The organism is Xanthomonas bonasiae (genome assembly GCF_014836395.1).
Lineage (GTDB): Bacteria > Pseudomonadota > Gammaproteobacteria > Xanthomonadales > Xanthomonadaceae > Xanthomonas_A > Xanthomonas_A bonasiae.
In genome coordinates this window covers 284,318-301,382 of record NZ_JACSQX010000005.1, presented here as the reverse complement: position 1 = coordinate 301,382, position 17,065 = coordinate 284,318, and the positions used below count along the sequence as shown (strand labels likewise).

General features: G+C 69.5%; 11 protein-coding genes. 1 reads left to right on the top strand and 10 read right to left on the bottom strand.

Translation table 11 applies throughout. From position 1 onward, the window contains the following. The first annotated feature begins 6 nt into the window (after positions 1 to 6). On the top strand, positions 7 to 1,992 hold the full coding sequence (locus tag H9658_RS10110; RefSeq protein ID WP_191825239.1) for a sigma-54-dependent Fis family transcriptional regulator: 1,986 nt from the start codon (positions 7 to 9) through the stop codon (positions 1,990 to 1,992). 440 nt (positions 1,993 to 2,432) lie between these two features. Here the strand turns inward: H9658_RS10110 and H9658_RS10105 are convergent, their stop codons facing one another. From H9658_RS10105 to H9658_RS10060, 10 genes are all read right to left on the bottom strand, one after another. Next, a complete protein-coding gene (locus H9658_RS10105) occupies positions 2,433 to 4,829 on the bottom strand; it encodes a TonB-dependent receptor (RefSeq protein ID WP_191825238.1) in 2,397 nt (798 codons plus the stop codon). Between the two features lie 15 nt (positions 4,830 to 4,844). Next, positions 4,845 to 5,954, bottom strand: coding sequence for an S-(hydroxymethyl)glutathione dehydrogenase/class III alcohol dehydrogenase (locus tag H9658_RS10100; RefSeq protein WP_179567391.1), 1,110 nt, complete (start codon positions 5,952 to 5,954; stop codon positions 4,845 to 4,847). A gap of 46 nt (positions 5,955 to 6,000) precedes the next feature. Beyond that, positions 6,001 to 7,026 (bottom strand): beta-propeller fold lactonase family protein, encoded by a 1,026-nt coding sequence (locus H9658_RS10095; protein ID WP_191825237.1) that lies wholly within the window; start codon positions 7,024 to 7,026, stop codon positions 6,001 to 6,003. Beyond that, positions 7,023 to 7,610 carry a c-type cytochrome gene (locus H9658_RS10090; RefSeq protein WP_191825236.1) on the bottom strand — a complete coding sequence of 196 codons (588 nt, stop codon included), beginning with the start codon at positions 7,608 to 7,610 and terminating at the stop codon, positions 7,023 to 7,025. Before H9658_RS10090 ends, H9658_RS10095 begins: the two co-directional genes overlap by 4 nt. Before the next feature lie 77 nt (positions 7,611 to 7,687). After that, entirely contained in the window at positions 7,688 to 9,445 is a 1,758-nt protein-coding gene (locus H9658_RS10085) for a quinoprotein dehydrogenase-associated putative ABC transporter substrate-binding protein (protein WP_191825235.1), read from the bottom strand. Next, a complete protein-coding gene (locus tag H9658_RS10080; protein WP_191825234.1) occupies positions 9,442 to 11,451 on the bottom strand; it encodes a methanol/ethanol family PQQ-dependent dehydrogenase in 2,010 nt (669 codons plus the stop codon). Before H9658_RS10080 ends, H9658_RS10085 begins: the two co-directional genes overlap by 4 nt. Before the next feature lie 1,034 nt (positions 11,452 to 12,485). Then, entirely contained in the window at positions 12,486 to 13,112 is a 627-nt protein-coding gene (locus H9658_RS10075) for an HAD family hydrolase (protein ID WP_191825233.1), read from the bottom strand. Further along, positions 13,103 to 13,822, bottom strand: coding sequence for an outer membrane protein assembly factor BamD (locus H9658_RS10070; protein WP_053838437.1), 720 nt, complete (start codon positions 13,820 to 13,822; stop codon positions 13,103 to 13,105). Before H9658_RS10070 ends, H9658_RS10075 begins: the two co-directional genes overlap by 10 nt. Further along, positions 13,819 to 14,808, bottom strand: coding sequence for an alpha/beta fold hydrolase (locus H9658_RS10065; RefSeq protein ID WP_191825232.1), 990 nt, complete (start codon positions 14,806 to 14,808; stop codon positions 13,819 to 13,821). The genes H9658_RS10070 and H9658_RS10065 overlap by 4 nt, the downstream gene beginning before the upstream one ends. Before the next feature lie 211 nt (positions 14,809 to 15,019). Further along, on the bottom strand, positions 15,020 to 16,957 hold the full coding sequence (locus H9658_RS10060) for a M1 family metallopeptidase (RefSeq protein WP_191825231.1): 1,938 nt from the start codon (positions 16,955 to 16,957) through the stop codon (positions 15,020 to 15,022). Between the last annotated feature and the right edge of the window lie 108 nt (positions 16,958 to 17,065).

Here is a 17,065-nt window from a genome sequence, read left to right as displayed (position 1 = left end):
CGCCACGTGTCGGAACTGACTGTCGCCAACCTCCCGCAGGCCACGGCTGGGCCGCCGTCCGCTGCCGAGGCGGAATCCGCGTTGCTGGCGCGGATGCGCCGTTTCCGCCAGATCGAACCGCTGCCGCCGGCGCTGGCGCGCTCCTGGCAGCGCTGCCTGGACGAGTACGGCCTGAGTCCGGACGCCCCCCCTTCGCCGATGGTCCACGACGGCAGCGGGCTGCGCGAGCGCCAGCAGCGGCTCGAAGAGGTGCTGCGCATCGCCAAGGTGGAGATGGAGAACCTCTACGAGCAGATCGCCGGCGGCGGCTACGCGGTGGTGTTCGCCGACGCCGAGGCGACACTCCTGCACAGCGTGCAGGACCCGGCGCTGCTGCGCGAATTCCGCGAGACCGGGCTGTTCTGCGGCGCCAGCTGGGCCGAGCGCTACCAGGGCACCAACGGCATCGGCACCTGCGCGGTGGAGCGCAGCGCGCTCGGCGTGCACCGCGGGGAGCATTATCTGGTCCGGCATCTGCCGCTGTCGTGCAGCGGCGCGCCGATCCTCGACCCGCACGGACAATTGCTGGCGGTACTGGATGCTTCCACCCCGGACGCGCGCGACACCAAGCTGGTACAGCGCCACACCAGCGCGCTGGTGCGCATGTCGGCGGCGCAGATCGCGCGTTCGTATTTCCTGGAGCAGTACCGGCATGCGTGGATCCTGCGCTTCCACAGCCGCCCGGAGTTCGCCGGCCTGCTGCACGAGGCGCTGATGGCGATCGGCGACGACGGCTGCGTGCTGGCCGTCAACGATGCCGCGCTGGAACAGCTCGGCAAGGGCGACCGCGGCCTGCTGGTCGGGCGCGACATCTCGCAGGTGATGCAGCTGGACTTCGACACCGTGGAGCAGCGCGCGCGCAACGACGCCAGCACGCTGTGGTCGATCCGCTGCGCCTGCCACGGGCGCCGCTTCTTCGCCCTGGCGCAGCCGCCGCGCCGCGACGCTGCCGCCGGCCACGCGCGCGCCGCCAGTGCCGACAGCGGCGAGGCGGCCTATTCGCGCGAACACGTCGGCTCCGATCCGCGCATGCGCCACAATCTGGACAACGCGCTGAAGCTGGCCGCGCATCGGGTGTCGATCCTGCTGTGCGGCGCCACCGGCACCGGCAAGGAGGAATTCGCCAAGGCGGTGCATCGCGGCTCGCCGTGGGCGGCGCGGCCGTTCGTGGCGGTGAACTGCGCGGCGATCCCGGAGGCGCTGATCGAGAGCGAACTGTTCGGCTACGCGCGCGGCGCGTTCACCGATGCCGCGCGCGAAGGCCGCCACGGCAAGCTGCTGCAGGCCAGCGGTGGCACCCTGTTCCTGGACGAGATCGGCGACATGCCGCTGCCGCTGCAGACGCGGCTGCTGCGCGTGCTGGAAGAACAGAGCGTGACCCCGCTGGGCAGCGACCGGGCGATGCCGCTGGAACTGCACGTGATCAGCGCCAGCCATCGCGACCTGATGCAGATGGTGGCGGCCGGCGAGTTCCGCGAGGACCTGTACTACCGCCTCAACGGCGTGGTGCTGCACCTGCCGCCGCTGCGCGAGCGCAGCGACAAGGCCGAACTGATCCGCACCCTGCTGCGCGAGGAGAGCGGCGAGCATCACGTGCGCATCAACGAAGACGCGCTGCACAAGCTGCTCAGCTACGCCTGGCCGGGCAACCTACGGCAACTGCGCAACGTGCTGCGCACCGCCGCGGTGCTGTGCGCCGACGGCATGATCCGCATCTCCAACCTGCCGCAGGAAATCGTCGATGCCGACAGCGGCCCGTGCCTGGTCAACGGCGATGCGGTCGCCGCCGACGACATGCCCGGCCGCGTGGCCCTGGACAGCGCCGAGCGCAGCGTGCTGCAGCAGCAGCTCGAACGCCACCGCTGGAACGTCAGCCGCACCGCCGACGCGCTCGGCATCAGCCGCAACACCCTGTACCGCAAGCTGCGCAAGCATGGGTTGGCGACGGCCTGAGTGCGCGCGCGAAGCTGCTCGATCACGCCATCCCGCGTACACCAACGCTCTCTGTAGGAGCGGCTTCAGCCGCGACATCGAAGCCGGATACCTAGCGGCTTCGGTGTCGCAACTGAAGTCGCTCCGACAAAGAAGCTGCCGCCTGGTGCGGCGATGCGCATCCATGCCGTTGTTGTGGGAGGGACTTCAGTCTCGACTGCCTCCGAAGCCTGAGAATTTCCGGCTTCGATGTCGCGGCTGAAGCCGCTCCTACAAACAACCGTGGCATGGTGCGGCGATGCACATCCGTGCCGTTGTAGGAGGGACTTCAGCCCCGACTGCTGTCGAAGCCTGAAACTTTCCGGCTTCGGTGTCGCGATTGAAGCCGCTCCTACAAAAAGCATTCGCCCGGAGCAGGCGGCGCGGCGCCATGCGCTGCGCTGCACAGATCACCGGCCACTCTAGAACCGCCAGCGCAAACCGACCTGGTACTGCCGTGGCGCGCCAGGGGCGACGAAGCGCGAGGGGCCGTCCTCGACCGCGGCGTCCTGCGGGCGCGCCAGCGCGCCGTCCGGGAACAGGTCCTCGGCGACCGCCGCATAGGTCTCGTAGCGGCGATCGAACAGGTTGTTGATGCGCAGGTACAGCGACAGGCCGTCGGCGATCTGCCAGGTGCCGTGCACGTCGATCAACGCGTAGCCGCCGGTGGACAGGTCGTGGCGCACCGCGTCTTCGCCGTCCTCGGGATCCTCGACCAGGCCGTCCTCGTTGCCGCTGGCCACGCGCCGCGAGATCGCGCGCAGGTCCGCGCCCAATGCCAATTGCGCCAGCGCCTGCCACTCCACGCCCAGCTTCAGCGTGTTGCGCGGCAGGCCGGCGATGCGCATGCCCGGATGCAGCTCGATGGTGCGCTCGCCGGACAGCAGTTCGCCGTCGCTGCGGTAGGTCGCGTCCAGGTAGCTGTAGGCGGCGAACCAGCGCAGCGGGCCGCTGCTGGCGCGCCAGCTCAGGTCCGCGCCCTGGTAGCGGGTGCGATCGACGTTGTCGAAGTAGCCCAGCTGGGTATTCGGCGCACGCAGGAACAGGATGTCGTTGCGATTGTCGGCGCGGTACAGCGAGGCGTTGAAGGCCTGCTCCGGCGACGGGTTCCAGCGCACGCCGACTTCGTAGGTGCGCGAGACGATCTGCTCCAGGCGCGGGTCGGCCTGCAGCCCGGTCGGCAGCCGGCACGGCTGTTCCGGGTCGGCGCAGCCCAGTTCGATCGCGGTCGGCGCGCGGCTGTTCTGCGAGGCCGAGGCGAAAGCGGTGAAGCCGCCGCCCAGGCGCTGGGTGATGCCCAGCGACGGATTGGCCTTGGCGAACACGAAGCGCTCGCGCGGCAGCGCGCCGTCCTCGGCGGTGGACAGCACGTTGCTGACCTCGACCCGATTCCAGCGCAGCGCGCCGGTCACGTGGGTGGCCTCGCTCACTTCCCAGGTGTCGGCGGCGAACACGCCCAGCGTGCTGCTGCGGCCGCTGACCCCGGAAAAGAATTCGCGCTCCTCGTCGGGATCGGCGACGACGGCGCGGTCGTCCTCCACGAAGCCTTCTTGTGCGTATTGCCGGTAGCGCACCCGGTTGCGATCGTAGGTGGCGCCGAGGCTGAGCGCATGCGCGCCGGCCTGACGGCTGAAGTTCAGCGCCACGCCCTCGGCGTGCTGGCGCATCTGCGTGGTGTTGAGCACGCCGCTGTGCAGGGCGTCGGCCTCGGCGCGCGACACCGTGCAGTCGTCGTCCAGCGGCGTGCCGTCGGCGGCGTAGCCGTCGGCGCAGTCCTCGACGAATTCCTCGTAGTCCTCGTTGATGTCGCCATTGACGGTGTCGCGGCGGCCGTCGCGGTAATAGGCCAACAGATGTAGCGACGTGTCCGCGTCGAAGCGGTGGTCCAGTTGCGCGGTCAGCAGGGTGTTGCGGTTGCGGGTCAGGTCCGGCGAGGTGTAGACCGCGTCGCGATCGGCCTCGTACAGACCGGGCTCGATGCCGTCGTCGGTGTAGCGGCTGCCGGGCAGCAGGCCGTTGCCGATCAGGCGGCTGCGCCCGTGCAGCAGCGACACGTCCCAGTCGGTGTTTTCGCCCTGCCGCCCGAGCTTGCCGAACACGGTGCCGAGGCGGCCTTCGGACGCGTCGCGCCAACCGTCCTCGTCGAAACCGGTGACCGCGACGAAGGCATGCAGGCCATCGCGACCGGCATAGCCGTAGGACGCGTCCAGGCGCTTGCGTGCGCCGCTGCCGAACGACAGATCCGCGCGCAGGCCCGGCGCGGTCAGGCCCGACTGGGTGGTGAACGCCAGCGCGCCACCGAGCGTGTTGGGGCCGAACAACGGGTTGGAGCCGGGCATCAGCGCCACGCTGCGGATCGCCGCCTCCGGCATCATGTCCCAACTGACGATATCGGCGAACGGTTCGTTCATGCGCACCCCGTCCAGGTAGACCGACACGCCCTGCGAGGCGCCCGGCAACGCCGAGGCGCGGAAGCCGCGGAAGGTGAGATCGGTCTGGAACGGGCTGCCCTGCACCTCGTTGGTGTCCACGCCGTTCATCTGCCGCAGCATGAAATCGGTGAGGTTGCTAGCCTGGCTGCGCGCGATGTCGTCGGCGTTGGCGGTCTGCACCGTGTACGGCAGGTGGTCGGCATCGATCAGGGTGCCGGGGATCGGCGTGGCGGTGACCTCGACCCGGTCCAGCGCGGTGATCTGCGCATCGCCGGCATTGACCGTGGTCTGCGCGCAGGCCGGCGCGGCGGCCAAGGCGATGACGATGGCGACGGCCAGCGCATGCGCGCTTGCCAGCGAAGTACCACGCTCCTTGTTGCAAGCCATGTTTGCTCCTACGTGTCAGTACAGTACGACCGATTTGATGCCCCTGCCCGCGCGGATCGCATCGAAGGCGCGGTTGATGTCCTGCAGCGGCAGCGTCTCGCTGATGAGTTCGTCGATGCGGATCTCGCCGGCCAGGTAGCGCTCGGCGTAGGCCGGCAGTTCGCTGCGGCCCTTGACCCCGCCGAACGCGCTGCCGCGCCAGGCGCGGCCGGTGACCAGTTGCAGCGGCCGCGTGCTGATCTCCTGCGCGCTCGGCGCCACGCCCAGGATGATGCTTTCGCCCCAGCCCTTGTGGCAGCACTCCAGCGCCGCGCGCATCGCGCGCACGTCGCCGACGCACTCGAAGCTGTGGTCGGCGCCGCCGTCGGTGAGATCGACGATCACCTGCTGCACCGGCGCGCCGAAGTCCTTCGGATCCAGGCAGTCGGTGGCGCCCAGCGCGCGCGCCAGCTCGAACTTGTCGCGGTTGATGTCGACCACGATGATGCGCCCGGCGCGCGCCATCACCGCGCCCTGCACCACCGACAGGCCGATGCCGCCGAGTCCGAACACCGCCACGCTGTCGCCGGGCCGCACCCGCGCGGTGTTGAGCACCGCGCCGATGCCGGTGGTGATCGTGCAGCCGAGCAGGCACACCTTGTCCAGCGGCGCGGAGGGATGGATCTTGGCCACCGCGATCTCCGGCAGCACGGTGTACTCGGCGAAGGTGCTGGTGCCCATGTAGTGCAGGATCGGCCGCCCGCGCAGCGAGAAGCGGCTGCTGCCGTCGGGCATCAACCCGCGGTCCTGGCTGGCGCGGATCGCCTGGCACAGATTGGTGCGCCCGGAACGGCAGAACTTGCACACCCCGCATTCGGGCATGTACAGCGGGATCACATGGTCGCCGGGGCGCACGCTGGTGACACCGATGCCGACCTCCTCGACCACGCCGGCGCCTTCCTGGCCCAGGATCACCGGGAACGCGGCATCCGGATCGGCGCCGGACAGGGTGCTGGCGTCGCTGTGGCACACGCCGCTGGCGACCAGGCGCACCAGCACCTCGCCGGCCTTGGGCGGTTGCAGGTCCACTTCCTCGATGGCCAGCGGTTGGTTCGCCGCCCAGGCGACCGCGGCTCGCGTCTTCATTCCCCTCTCCCCGCATCCTCTCGCTGTGCCGCATGCGCTCCTCGCCTCACTGCGCGATGACCACACCCCAGGGCATGTCGCCCACTGCGATCTGCTTGATCTCCTTCATGGTGGTCGTGTCGATGACGCTCACGCTGTTGGAGCGGCCGTTGGCCACGTACAGCTTCTTGCCGTCGGCGCTGAGCGCCGGATTCCACGGGCGCTGCCCGACCGGGATCTCGGCCAGGCTGGCGCGCGCGGCCGGGTCGATCACGCTGACCGTGCCGGCGCCGCCGTTGGAGGCGTAGACGCGGCTGCCGTCGCGCGAAATGGCGATGCCGGCGGTGCGCTGCCCGGCCGGGATGCTGGCCACGCGCCGGCGTGCGACCAGATCGATCACATCGACCACGCTGGCCGCTTCCTGCGCCACGTACACGGTATTGCCGTCGGGGGCGAACGCCATGCCGCGCGGATGGCCGCTGGTGGCGATGATGCCGGTGGACTTGCCCGCCTTCAGGTCGATCACGTCCAGGTCGTTGGAGCCTTCGTTGCTGGTCAGCAGCAGCGCGCCGTCGGGACTGTACACGCAGTGCTCCGGCGCCTGGCCCTGGGTGGCGATGCGCGCGCCGATCGCGAAACTGGCCGGATCGATCAGCATCACCTGGTTCTGCCCTTCCACGCAGACTGCGAACTGGCGGCCGTCCGGCGACGCGGCGATGCCCTCGGCGTTCTCGCCGATGTCCACGCTGCGCAGCACCCGGTCCTGCACCGTATCCAGTTCCAGCAGCCGGTGCCCTTGCGCATCGATCACGTACAGGCGCCCCGAGGGTCCGGGCAGGATCTGCTGCAGGCGCTTGCCGAGCTGGCCCTGCGCGGACAGCGTGCGCAGCACCGCGTCGGTGCCGGTGTCGATCACCGAGATGGTGCCGGCGCGCTGGTTGGGCACGTACGCCAGTGCCGCCGCCGGCGTGGCGGACGGCGTGGCGTCGGCGTTCGCCTCCGCGGCAGGCGCCGCCGCACGCTGGCAGGCCACACCGGCCAACAGCAGCGCCAGCGCAGCAGCACCCAGCGTGCGGCGCGCGCCTGGGATCATGGCGCCGCGCCCGCGGTCTTGTTGATCGAGTGGATGAAGGCCAGCAGCTTCTCGGTGTCGCCGTCCTTGAGCACCGGCGCGAACGGCGGCATCTGCCCGACCACCTTCTCGTGGCCGACGCGGACCTTGCCGTGCGCGGTCATGCCGGCGGTCCCTTCGCTGATCAGCGTGCGCAGCGTGTCGTCGTCGTGGCCGTAGACCCAGATGTCGTTGGTCAGCGGCGGGCACATGCCGCCACCGCCGGTGCCGCCGTGGCAGGCGCTGCAGCCGGCGGACAGGAAGATCTTCTTGCCTTCGGCGGCGAGCTCCGGCGTCACCTTCACCGGCGGGCCTTTCGGAATCGGGGTGACCGCGGCCGGCGGCGGGGTCGCGGCGGCGGCGGCCGGCGCAGCGGCCGGGGCGGCCGGAGCGGTGCTGGGCGCAGCTGCGGGCGCGGGTGCCGCCGACGGAGCGGCAGGTGTGGCGGCGGCGGGGGCGGAGGGCGGCGCCTCCTTGCCGCAAGCGGACAGGGCCAGGGTCAACGCGAACAGGGACAGGTGCAGCAGCTTCGGCACGACGGAGCGGCGGACGACGGCATTGCGCATGGGAAAAGAACCTTTGCGGGACGGACTGTGGGGACGTGAACGCCGCGGCGGCGGCACGAGCAGGTAAGGCGTGGCGGTCATTGCGTGCGTCGGTGTTCGGCCTCCGTCAGCAGTTGCGCCAGCGACGCATCGCCGCGCTGTTGCGCCAGCGCCGCCGGCGTCTTGCCGTCGGCGTCGCGGGTGGCCGCGTTGGCGCCGGCGGCGAGCAGGCGGCGGCTGGCGGCCTCGCGGCCGGCCGCGGCGGCCAGCATCAGCGGGGTGACGCCGGCGCGGTTGGGCCGGTCGGCCTCGGCACCGCGCGCCAGCAAGGCATCGAGCATCTGCGGATCGTTGCGCGCCACCGCGAACATCACCGGGGTGAAGCCGGCCGGATTGCTGCGGCGCACGTTGGCGCCGGCGCCGAGCAGCGCCTGCACCAGTTCGACATCGGCATAGGAGATCGCCAGGTCCAGCGCGGTCCAGCCGTCCTTGGACACCGCATCGACCTTGGCCCGGCGCGCCAGCAGCAGCTTGGTGCTCTGCGCGTCGTTGCCCCAGGCCGCCTTCATCAAGGGCGTCCAACCGCTGCCGTCGCGGCTTTCCACGTTGGCGCCGGCCGCCAGCAACTCGCCGACCAGGGGCGGCGCCTGGTTGCGGATCGCCTGGTGCAGCGGCGGCTCGCCCAGCAGGTTGGGCCGGTCGGCGCTGGCGCCGTGGCGCAGCAGCCAGGCCACGCGCACGCCATCGCCGGCATCCAGCGCATGCGCCAGTTCCTGGTTGGGATCGGCACCGCCGGCGATGCGCAGCTGCAGTTGCGCCAGCATCTCCGAGGAAGCCTGAGGGCTCGGCGTGGTGACATCGTCGGCCGGCGTGTCGTAGCTGCCGTGCGAGCGCAGATCGCCGTTGACGATGCAGTCGGCGCAGGCCACCAGCGGCACGTGGTACTCGCGCAGGATCGCGCCGATCTTGCCGGCGTTGCGCTGCATCGCCGCGTTCAGCGCATCGCGCAGGTCGGCGTTCTTGCGCGACACCGCCCACGCCATCGAATACTCCAGCACTTCGTCGTCGATGACGTTCAGCGGCACCACGCCCAGGCCGCCGCGCGCGGCGTAGTAGCCGGCGACCGGGCCCCAGGATTCGGCGGCGTCGAGCTGCCCGCCGGCGACGCGTTCGGCCAGCTTGCCCGGATGGTCCTGCGGCGAGGTCGCCGAATCGTAGAACAGATACTGCACATCGCCGGACACGCCGTGGTCGAACAGCGCCTGCCGCGCCGGCGAACTCTGGAACACGCCGATCTTCAGTTTCTTCAGCGCCGGATCGTCCAGCGACGCCGGCTGCAACGCCAGGCCCTTGCGGGTCACCAGCACATAGGTGGAGCGGTACAGCGGCTGCGTGGGCAAGCCCATCTCGAAATCGCTGTTCATGTCCATCAGCACGTCGCAACGCCCGGCGTTGATCGTGCTGCGCGCCAACCCACGTTGATAGTAGGTGCGCCATTCGTATTCCAGGCGCCGGCCCATCGCCTCGGCGAGGACCTGCGCGATCTTGTTCTGGAAGCCTTCGCCGGCGCGATTGGACAACGGCATGTTGCCCGGATCGGCGCAGACCCGCAGCACCGCCGCATCGGCGGGGAGCGCGGGCGCGGGCGTGGTGCCCGCCGCTGGCTTGGCGGCCGCGCTGGAGGCGGCCTCAGGAACGCGAGCCGTCGCGGACGACGGCTCGCGCGTGCAACCTGCGGCGACGAGTCCGAGGCTGCAAAGCAACACCACGGCGCGCGCGCCCCGATACAAGCGCCGCGGGGCGACCGCCTCCCCCGGGCGGTCGCTCGCAACATGGACGCGTCGCCGCCGACTCATCGCGCGGTCTTGGCCGCGGCGGCCGGTGCGCCACCCGCCGCAGCGGTGGCGGTTGCGCTGGCGGTGACGGTCTTGCCGGCGCCGTCGATGCGGAAGGTATGCACCATGCCGCCCAACGGGATCTTGTCGAAGCCGTTGCTGAAGGCCAGGCCCGCCGCACCCAACGCGCCGTACGGATCGCCCGGATCCAGGCCGCCGGCGACCGGCAGGCCGATCCAGCCGCCGATGCCGGAGAACACCGCCACGTACTGGTGGCCGTTGGCCTTGTAGGCGATCGGGTTGCCGATGATGCCCGACGGCAACTTGGTTTCCCACAGCTTCTTGCCTGTGTCCTTGTCCACCGCGCGGAACCAGCCGTCGAGCGTGCCGTAGAACACCAGCCCGCCGTCGGTGACCAGGGTGCCGCTCCACACCGGGAACTTCTCCTTGATCTCCCACTTGGACTTGCCTTCGACCACGTCGAACGCCTTGACGATGCCCAGCGCGCCGGGTTCGTTCGGCTTCATCATCACGTTGGCGAACACGTACGGCAGGCCCATCATGGTGTTGCCGCGTTCCTGCGGTTCCAGTTCCATGTGCCAGTTGTTGGTGCCGCAGAAGAACACCGCCGAATTGGCCGGATCCACGGAGCACGGCTGCTGGTCCTTGCCGCCCATCGCCGACGGGAACGCCTCGACCTTCTTGCCGCGCTCCAGCGGCGAATGCGCGGCGACCTTGATCGGGCGGCCGGTCTTCATGTCGATGCTCTCGGCCCAGTTGGCCGGCACGAACTTGTGCGCGCGCAGCAGGGTGCCGTCGCGGCGGTCGAGCACGTAGGCGAAGCCGTTGCGGTCGAACTGCACAACGGACGGGACCTGCTTGCCATCGATGGTCAGGTCGACCAGGATCGGCTCGTTGATGCCGTCGTAGTCCCACTGGTCGAACGGCGTCTTCTGGTAGCCCCACACCGCTTCGCCGGTATCGATCTTGCGCGCGAACAGGGTCATCGACCACTTGTTGTCGTATTCGCCGGTATCGCATTCCTTCTGCGTGGTCTTGCCGCAGCGGTACGACGGGCTCCACAGGCCGGGATTGCCGGTGCCGTAGTAGACCAGCTTCAGTTTCGGGTCGTAGCTGTACCAGCCCCACGCCGCGCCGCCACCGCGCTTCCAGCCGTCCTCCGGGAAGGTCTTGATGCCCAGGTCGCCGAGCTGGCCGTGCTGCGGATTGGCCTTGTTGAAGTCCGGACCCAGGCAGATCGCCTTGTCGCTGCCGGCCGCATCGCAGGACCACACCTGCTTGCCGTCGCCCAGCGCGAACGCGGCGACGCGGCCGAGCACGCCGAACTCGTTGCCGCTGATGCCGGCCACGACCTTGCCGTCGGCGATGATCGGCGCCATGGTGATGGTCTCGCCCTTTTCCGGATAGGCGAGCTTCTGCTTCCACACTTCCTTGCCGGTCTTGGCATCGAGCGCGATCACGTCGCCGCTGAGGCTGCCGAACACCAGCTTGCCGTCGGCGTAGGAGGCGCCGCGGTTGACCGTGTCGCAGCACGCCACCGCCACCGAGCGCTCGTCCTGCTGCGGGGTGTATTTCCACAGCACCTTGCCGCCGTCTTCCTGCGCCAGGTCGATCGCGAACACGTTGTTCGGATACGCGCTGACCATGTACATGATGCTGCCGATCACCAGCGGCTGGCCTTCGTGGCCGCGGGTGGCGTCGGTCTTCATTTCCCACGACATCTTCAGGTTCTTGACGTTGTCGCGATTGATCTCGGCCAGCGGGCTGTGCCGGTTCAGGCCGAAGTCGCGACCGATGCCGCCCCAGTTGTCGGGATTGCTGGCGGTGGCGGCGAACTCGCTGTCGGTGTCGGCCACCGCGGCCGGCGCCGCAGCGGCGGGTTGCTGCGCGGCGGCGGGTGCGGCCGGTGCCGCGGCGTCTTCCTGCTTCTTGCAGCCTGCCAGCACCAGCGCGGTTGCCAGCGCGAGCAGCGTCCAGGCACGGGTACGACATGGATGACTGTGCATCGTTCTACTCCCCTCGTTGAAGAGCCGTGGCGCTTACCGTCGAACGGCCTGCGCGGCGGGATGTGGAAACATCGGGAGAAAGGGAGCAATCGACGTGCCAGCACGCTGCTGCACTGCGCCATCGTTGAGCCGCAAGCATCGGCCGCGGCATGGACACCGCCGCGCCCCTGTCGCGCCGCAGCGCTGTATCGAGAACGGCACACTTTGCGCCACCCGCCTGTATCGCGATTGGCGCAGCGGGGGCAGAGGCGCCATGCGCGGCAGCGACGGGCGTACCTGGCAGACTCCAGGACAGATCCCGGACCGATCCGTCGCCGTGCTGCCGGTGCGCGTTGGGGTACTGGCGCCCGAGACTCCTTGAAGGAACTTGAGTCCCGACGCTATTGCATCGCACAGCAGTTGTTGGAAATGCGGCACCGCAGATCACCGGCGCGAGCGGCAAACCGCTGCATCCGCGGCGGCAAACTCCCCAGCCCGTGCTCGTCGTGCTGTTGCCTTTGCTCTTGCTGTTGCTTTGGACTTTCCGGGTCCCTTACGCAGCGGCGAATAGGTCGGGAAAAACCCCGAAGGGGCGGCGCACAGGGATGTGCGCCGTTCGCGGCAGGGGCAGGATGCCCCTTCCGCGAATCCCGGCCTATTCGCGGACCCTGAGCGCGCAGCGCGGAGGGCGCGAAAGCAGGGTGTGCTTGACCAGCCTTCGGCTGTGGTAAAGCGCTTCTTTTGGTTACTTTGATCAGCCTTCGGCTGCTGTGAAGCGCTTCTTTGCACAAGCAAAGAAAAGTGACTCGCCGCAAGGCGAAAGCTCTGCTTTTGTCTTCAGCTTTTGCCTTCGCCGTGGCCGTGGCAGGGGAATCAGAAGGATGCAGAGATCGGCAACACGCCAAGCGACGCACGCGCACAAGAAACCGGATCTGCATGCCAGAGGCAACGACCGCAGCTGGCGCGCTTTTCACCTTTGTGGGAGGGACTTCAGTCCCGACGGGGCTTCAGCGACAAAGCGTCGGGACTGAAGCCTCTCCCATAGAGAAGACGCCCTACCCGGCCGCGTCACGCCACCAGTCCAGCAGCGCCGCGCAATCGGCGAAATGCAAATCGGCCAGCGCCGGCCAGAGATTGTCCGCATGCAGCAGCACCGTGGTCGCGCCGGCATGGCGCCCGCTCTGCAGGTCGTATTCGTGATCGCCGAGCATTGCCAGCGAATGCGGCGCCACGCCCCAGTGCGCAGCCAACTGCTGCAGACCGCCAGGATGCGGCTTGGGCGGCGCCTCGTCGCGGCCAAGGATGCTGGCGTCCTCGAACAGATCCTCGACCCCGATCTCACGCAGCGTCAGCTGCGCCAGCTCCTGCGCGTTGCGGGTCAGTACCGCCAGCCGGCAACCTGCCGCATGCAGCGTCCGCAGCAGCGCCGGCGCGCCGGGCGCGGCGACGGCGCCCAAGGCCAGCTCGCGTTCGTGCTCGAGCAGCCAGGCGTGCTTGGCGGCGCCCTCCCCGTCCGGCAGCGCGGCCAGGTGCTGCAGGATGTCGGCCTGCTGCGGAATCTGCAGCTCGCGGCGGATCAGCGCGAAATCGTGCACCGCACGGGTCAGCGTGCCGTCCATGTCGAACACCCAGTGCCGCACCTGGCGCAGGCGCGCGCCGGGTGCCGCCGCGCTCAATCCCATCCCGGCATCTGCGACCCGTCCAGGCCGCCGGTCTCGAATACCGCGGTACGGGTGCCGCCGGCCTTCACCGGGAACTCGATCTGCAGCACCGTGGTCTTGCGCGCCAGCTTCCACAGCGCCTTGTCGTCGCTGATGAACATCGCGATCGCCTCGTCGGTGTTCGGACGCCATGCCGCGGCGGCGCGCGGCGCGGCAGCGTCGGCCTTCAACTGCACCTTGCAGCCGCCGGCGCAACGGAAATCGCCGGCCTGCAGCACCAGGTAGGCGCTGCGCTTCCATTCGGGATGGTCGCGGAACACCAGCTGCACCGGCTTGGGGCCGCTGCCGTCCACATCGACCTTGTCGCGGCTGTACAGCATCGCCGAGCGCTGCGTGCCCTTGCCGGCCGGCACCTGCGAATATTCCCAGGCAGCCTGCATGCGCCGCAGCTCGCGCGCCGCCTCGCCCTTGGCCTTGACCTCGGCATAGCCGGGCTCGATGCGCTCGGCCGCGTCCGAACCGGGGTACTGCTCCAGCAGCGCCGCGCCATGGATGCGCGCCAGGTCCCAGTTGCCGGACTTCACCGCGGCGTCGTATTGCTTGGCCAGGTCGTCGGCGGCCTGCGCCTTGGCCTGCGCCTCGGCGGCGGCCTGCGCCTTGCGCTCGGCCTCGTGGTCGCCGCAACCGGCGAGGGCGACGGCGCACAGCGCGCCGAGCAGAATGCGTTTCATCGGGGGACTCCTCGTTGGATCAACGTATCGATCGCCTGCGCGACCTCGGCCGGCTTCTCGACGATGGACATGTGGCCGCTGCCGTCGAGCAGCACCTGCAGCGCCTGCGGCACGCGCTGCGCGTACAGCGCCAGCGCGCTGGCATCGATCACCGCATCCTGCACGCAGTTCAGCAGCAGCGCCGGTTGGCGGATGCGCGCGGCTTCCTCGAACGGCAGGAAGGCTTCCTCGCTGCGTCCGATCCGCGCCAGCACCTGCTGTTCGAAGCCGGCCTCGCTGCGCCGCCAGGCGACGATCGACGACACCGCCCAGGACGGGATGCGCGGCTTGCTCGGCTCCAGCAGAAAGACCGTGTCGATGTAGCGGCGCAGCGAGTCGGCGTCGTACACCGCGAACGGATTGTCGCCGTCCAGCACCGCCTGGCCGAAGGCGTTGTCGGCGAAGCGCACGCCGGCGGCGTTGAGCAGGCCGACGCGATCGAACACTGGCGGATGGCGCGCGGCGGCGAGTGCGGCGATGCCGCCGCCCATCGAATGCCCGACCAGCACGCATTCGCTGCCCGTCCCGCGCACGCACTGCGCGGCGAACGCGGCCACGCGCTCGGCCTGCGCGACGAAGCCGTAGTCCTGCCCGTCGATGCGCTGGCTCTCGGCCCAGCCGGGAAGATCGGGAATGAACAGGTGATAGCGGTCGCCCAGCGCGCGCGCCAGCGGCAACCAGTTCTCCTTGCTGCCGGTGAAGCCGTGCACCAGCAGCAGCGCAGGAGCGGCGGGATCGGCCGCGGCGCGGTGCAGGTAGATCCAGCGATGCCCGGCGACCTGCGTCTGGCAGCGCCGCAGGCCGCTGCCCCGGCGCAGGCGCAGGCTTTCCAGGCGCACCAGCAGGAACGGCTTGCTGCGCAACAACAGCACCGCGCCCACCAGCAGCGTCAACCCCACGGCCAGCGCGGTGAACGCCAGCAGCAGCAACAACGTCAGCAGCAACATGGAAGAGCCGGGAACCGGAAACGTGCCATGCGCCTACCTTCGCATGCGGCCCGGTTTGCGCCAAGCCCTGCACGCTGGCGCAGTGCGCTCGGGTCGGCGCGCCGCAGGCAGTGCGCGGCGGCCGTCGCCGTTGCGCAAACGAAAACGAAAACGGCGCCGGGACTGCTCCCGGCGCCGCGATCCGTGCCGTGCGTTCGCACGCAGCGCCGCCTCAGTGCGCGGCGGCGCCCTTGTCGGCCTTGGCCAGCATGTCCTCCACCGACACCGTGGTGATCGGGTGGTAGCCGGGCTTGGCCTGGGCGAAGACCTGCTTGGCGAAGGCCAGGCCGTCCGGGGTCTTCACCAGTTCGGCGTAGATCGGCAGGATCAGCTTGCGGCGGCCGACGCGGGCGATGAACTCGCCGGCGGCCGGGCGCGCGTCGACGTAGCCGCTGCGGATCGCCAGCGGATACCAGCGCATGGCGATCTCGCCGTTCGCGGTGCCGGTGAAGTGGTAGGCGGCGTCGAGCTGCTTGAGCTGCTCGGGCTTCAACGTGGCGCCCAGGCCGCTGAGGAAGCGCGTCCACTCCTGCGTGCTCCAGGCGTCGGTGACCTGCTTGCCCGGCAGGGTGCCGCTGCCGGCCCAGGCGATGCGCGCGGTATCGACCATCGCGAAGTTGCGCGAACGCGCCTTCTGCGCGAACGCCGGGATGCCCGGCTCGTCCAGCCACGCGTGCAGTTCGGCCTCGCTGACCGCATCGGGCTTCTTGGCCAGCAGGTTCTTCTTCAGATACGCGACGAACTGGTCGGTGTTGGCGCTCTGGAACGCGTGGTCGTCGAACCAGCCGCGCAGGAACGCATCGAAGGTGGCGCGGCCGAAGCGCTGCTCCAGGAACTGCAGGAACCAGGCGCCCTTGACGTAGGCGACCTGGCTCAGCGCATCGTCCGGATCGCGCTCGGTCAGCGCCGGCAGCGCCAGCGCCTGGTCGGCCGGGCTCATGTCCTTGACCTCGGCGAGCAGGTCGGTCTGGTCGATCTCGCGCTCCATCTCCGCCGCTTCGGCGCCGTACAGCGCTTCGGTGATGCGCGCCTGCACGTAGGTGGTGAAGCCTTCGTTGAGCCAGATGTCCTTCCAGCTGGCGTTGGTCACCAGGTTGCCGGACCAGCTATGCGCCAGCTCGTGCGCGATCAGCGACACCAGCGACTTGTCGCCGACGATCACGGTCGGGGTGGCGAAGGTCAGGCGCGGGTTCTCCATGCCGCCGAACGGGAACGACGGCGGCAGCACCAGCATGTCGTAGCGGCCCCAGCGGTACGGACCGTACAGCGTCTCGGCGGCGACGATCATCTTCTCGGTGTCCTCGAACTCCTTGGCCGCCTTGTCGGCCATGGTCGGCTCGGCCCACACGCCCGAACGCTCGGAGATCGGCTTGAACACCAGGTCGCCGGCGGCGATGGCCAGCAGGTAGGACGGGATCGGCTGCGGCATCTTGAAGGTGTAGTCGCCGTCGCGCGCCGCCTTCGGGTCGTTGTCGGCGCTCATCAGCACCATCACGTCCGGACGCGACACGACGTGCGCGCTGTAGGTGAAGCGCACGCTCGGCGTGTCCTGCAGCGGTACCCAGCTGCGCGCGTGGATCGCCTGCGACTGGCTGAACATGAAGGGCAGTTTCTTGCCCTCGGTCATCGACGGCGCCAGCCACTGCAGGCCCGAGGCGGTCGCGGCGGTGTGGTAGGCGATGGTGACCTTCTGCGGCTGGTTCGGCGCTTCGATGGTCAGCTTGCTGCCGTAGATCTTGTCGGCCGGCGCCAGCGCGTACTGCAGCGGCGCCAGGTTGCCCTTGCCGTCGTCGCCCTGCACGTTCTCGATGGTCAGCTCGCGCGTGTCCAGCAGCAGCTGCTTGGCGCTCTTGTCCTTCCAGTCCAGCGTGTAGGTGGCGGTGCCGCCGATCTGCTTGCTGTCGAAATCCAGCTTCAGGTCCAGCGCCAGGTCCTTGATCACGACCTTGCCCGGCTCGGCGTAGGAGCTTTCGTCGTGGCTGCGGTCGGCGGGTTTCACGGCGGCGGGCGCGGGCTTGGCGGCGGGAGCGGCGGCCTCGGTGGGCGCTTGGCGGGAACAACCGGTCGCGATGACCGCGGCCAGGGACAACAACAGGAACGGGGAACGCATGGCGGACAGCACCGGTTCGGGGAAACCGGAAGTTTACCTTGACAGCCGGGATTGGGGATTGGGGATTGGGGATTCGTAAAAGCGTGCGCTGCTGTTGCGAATCCCGAA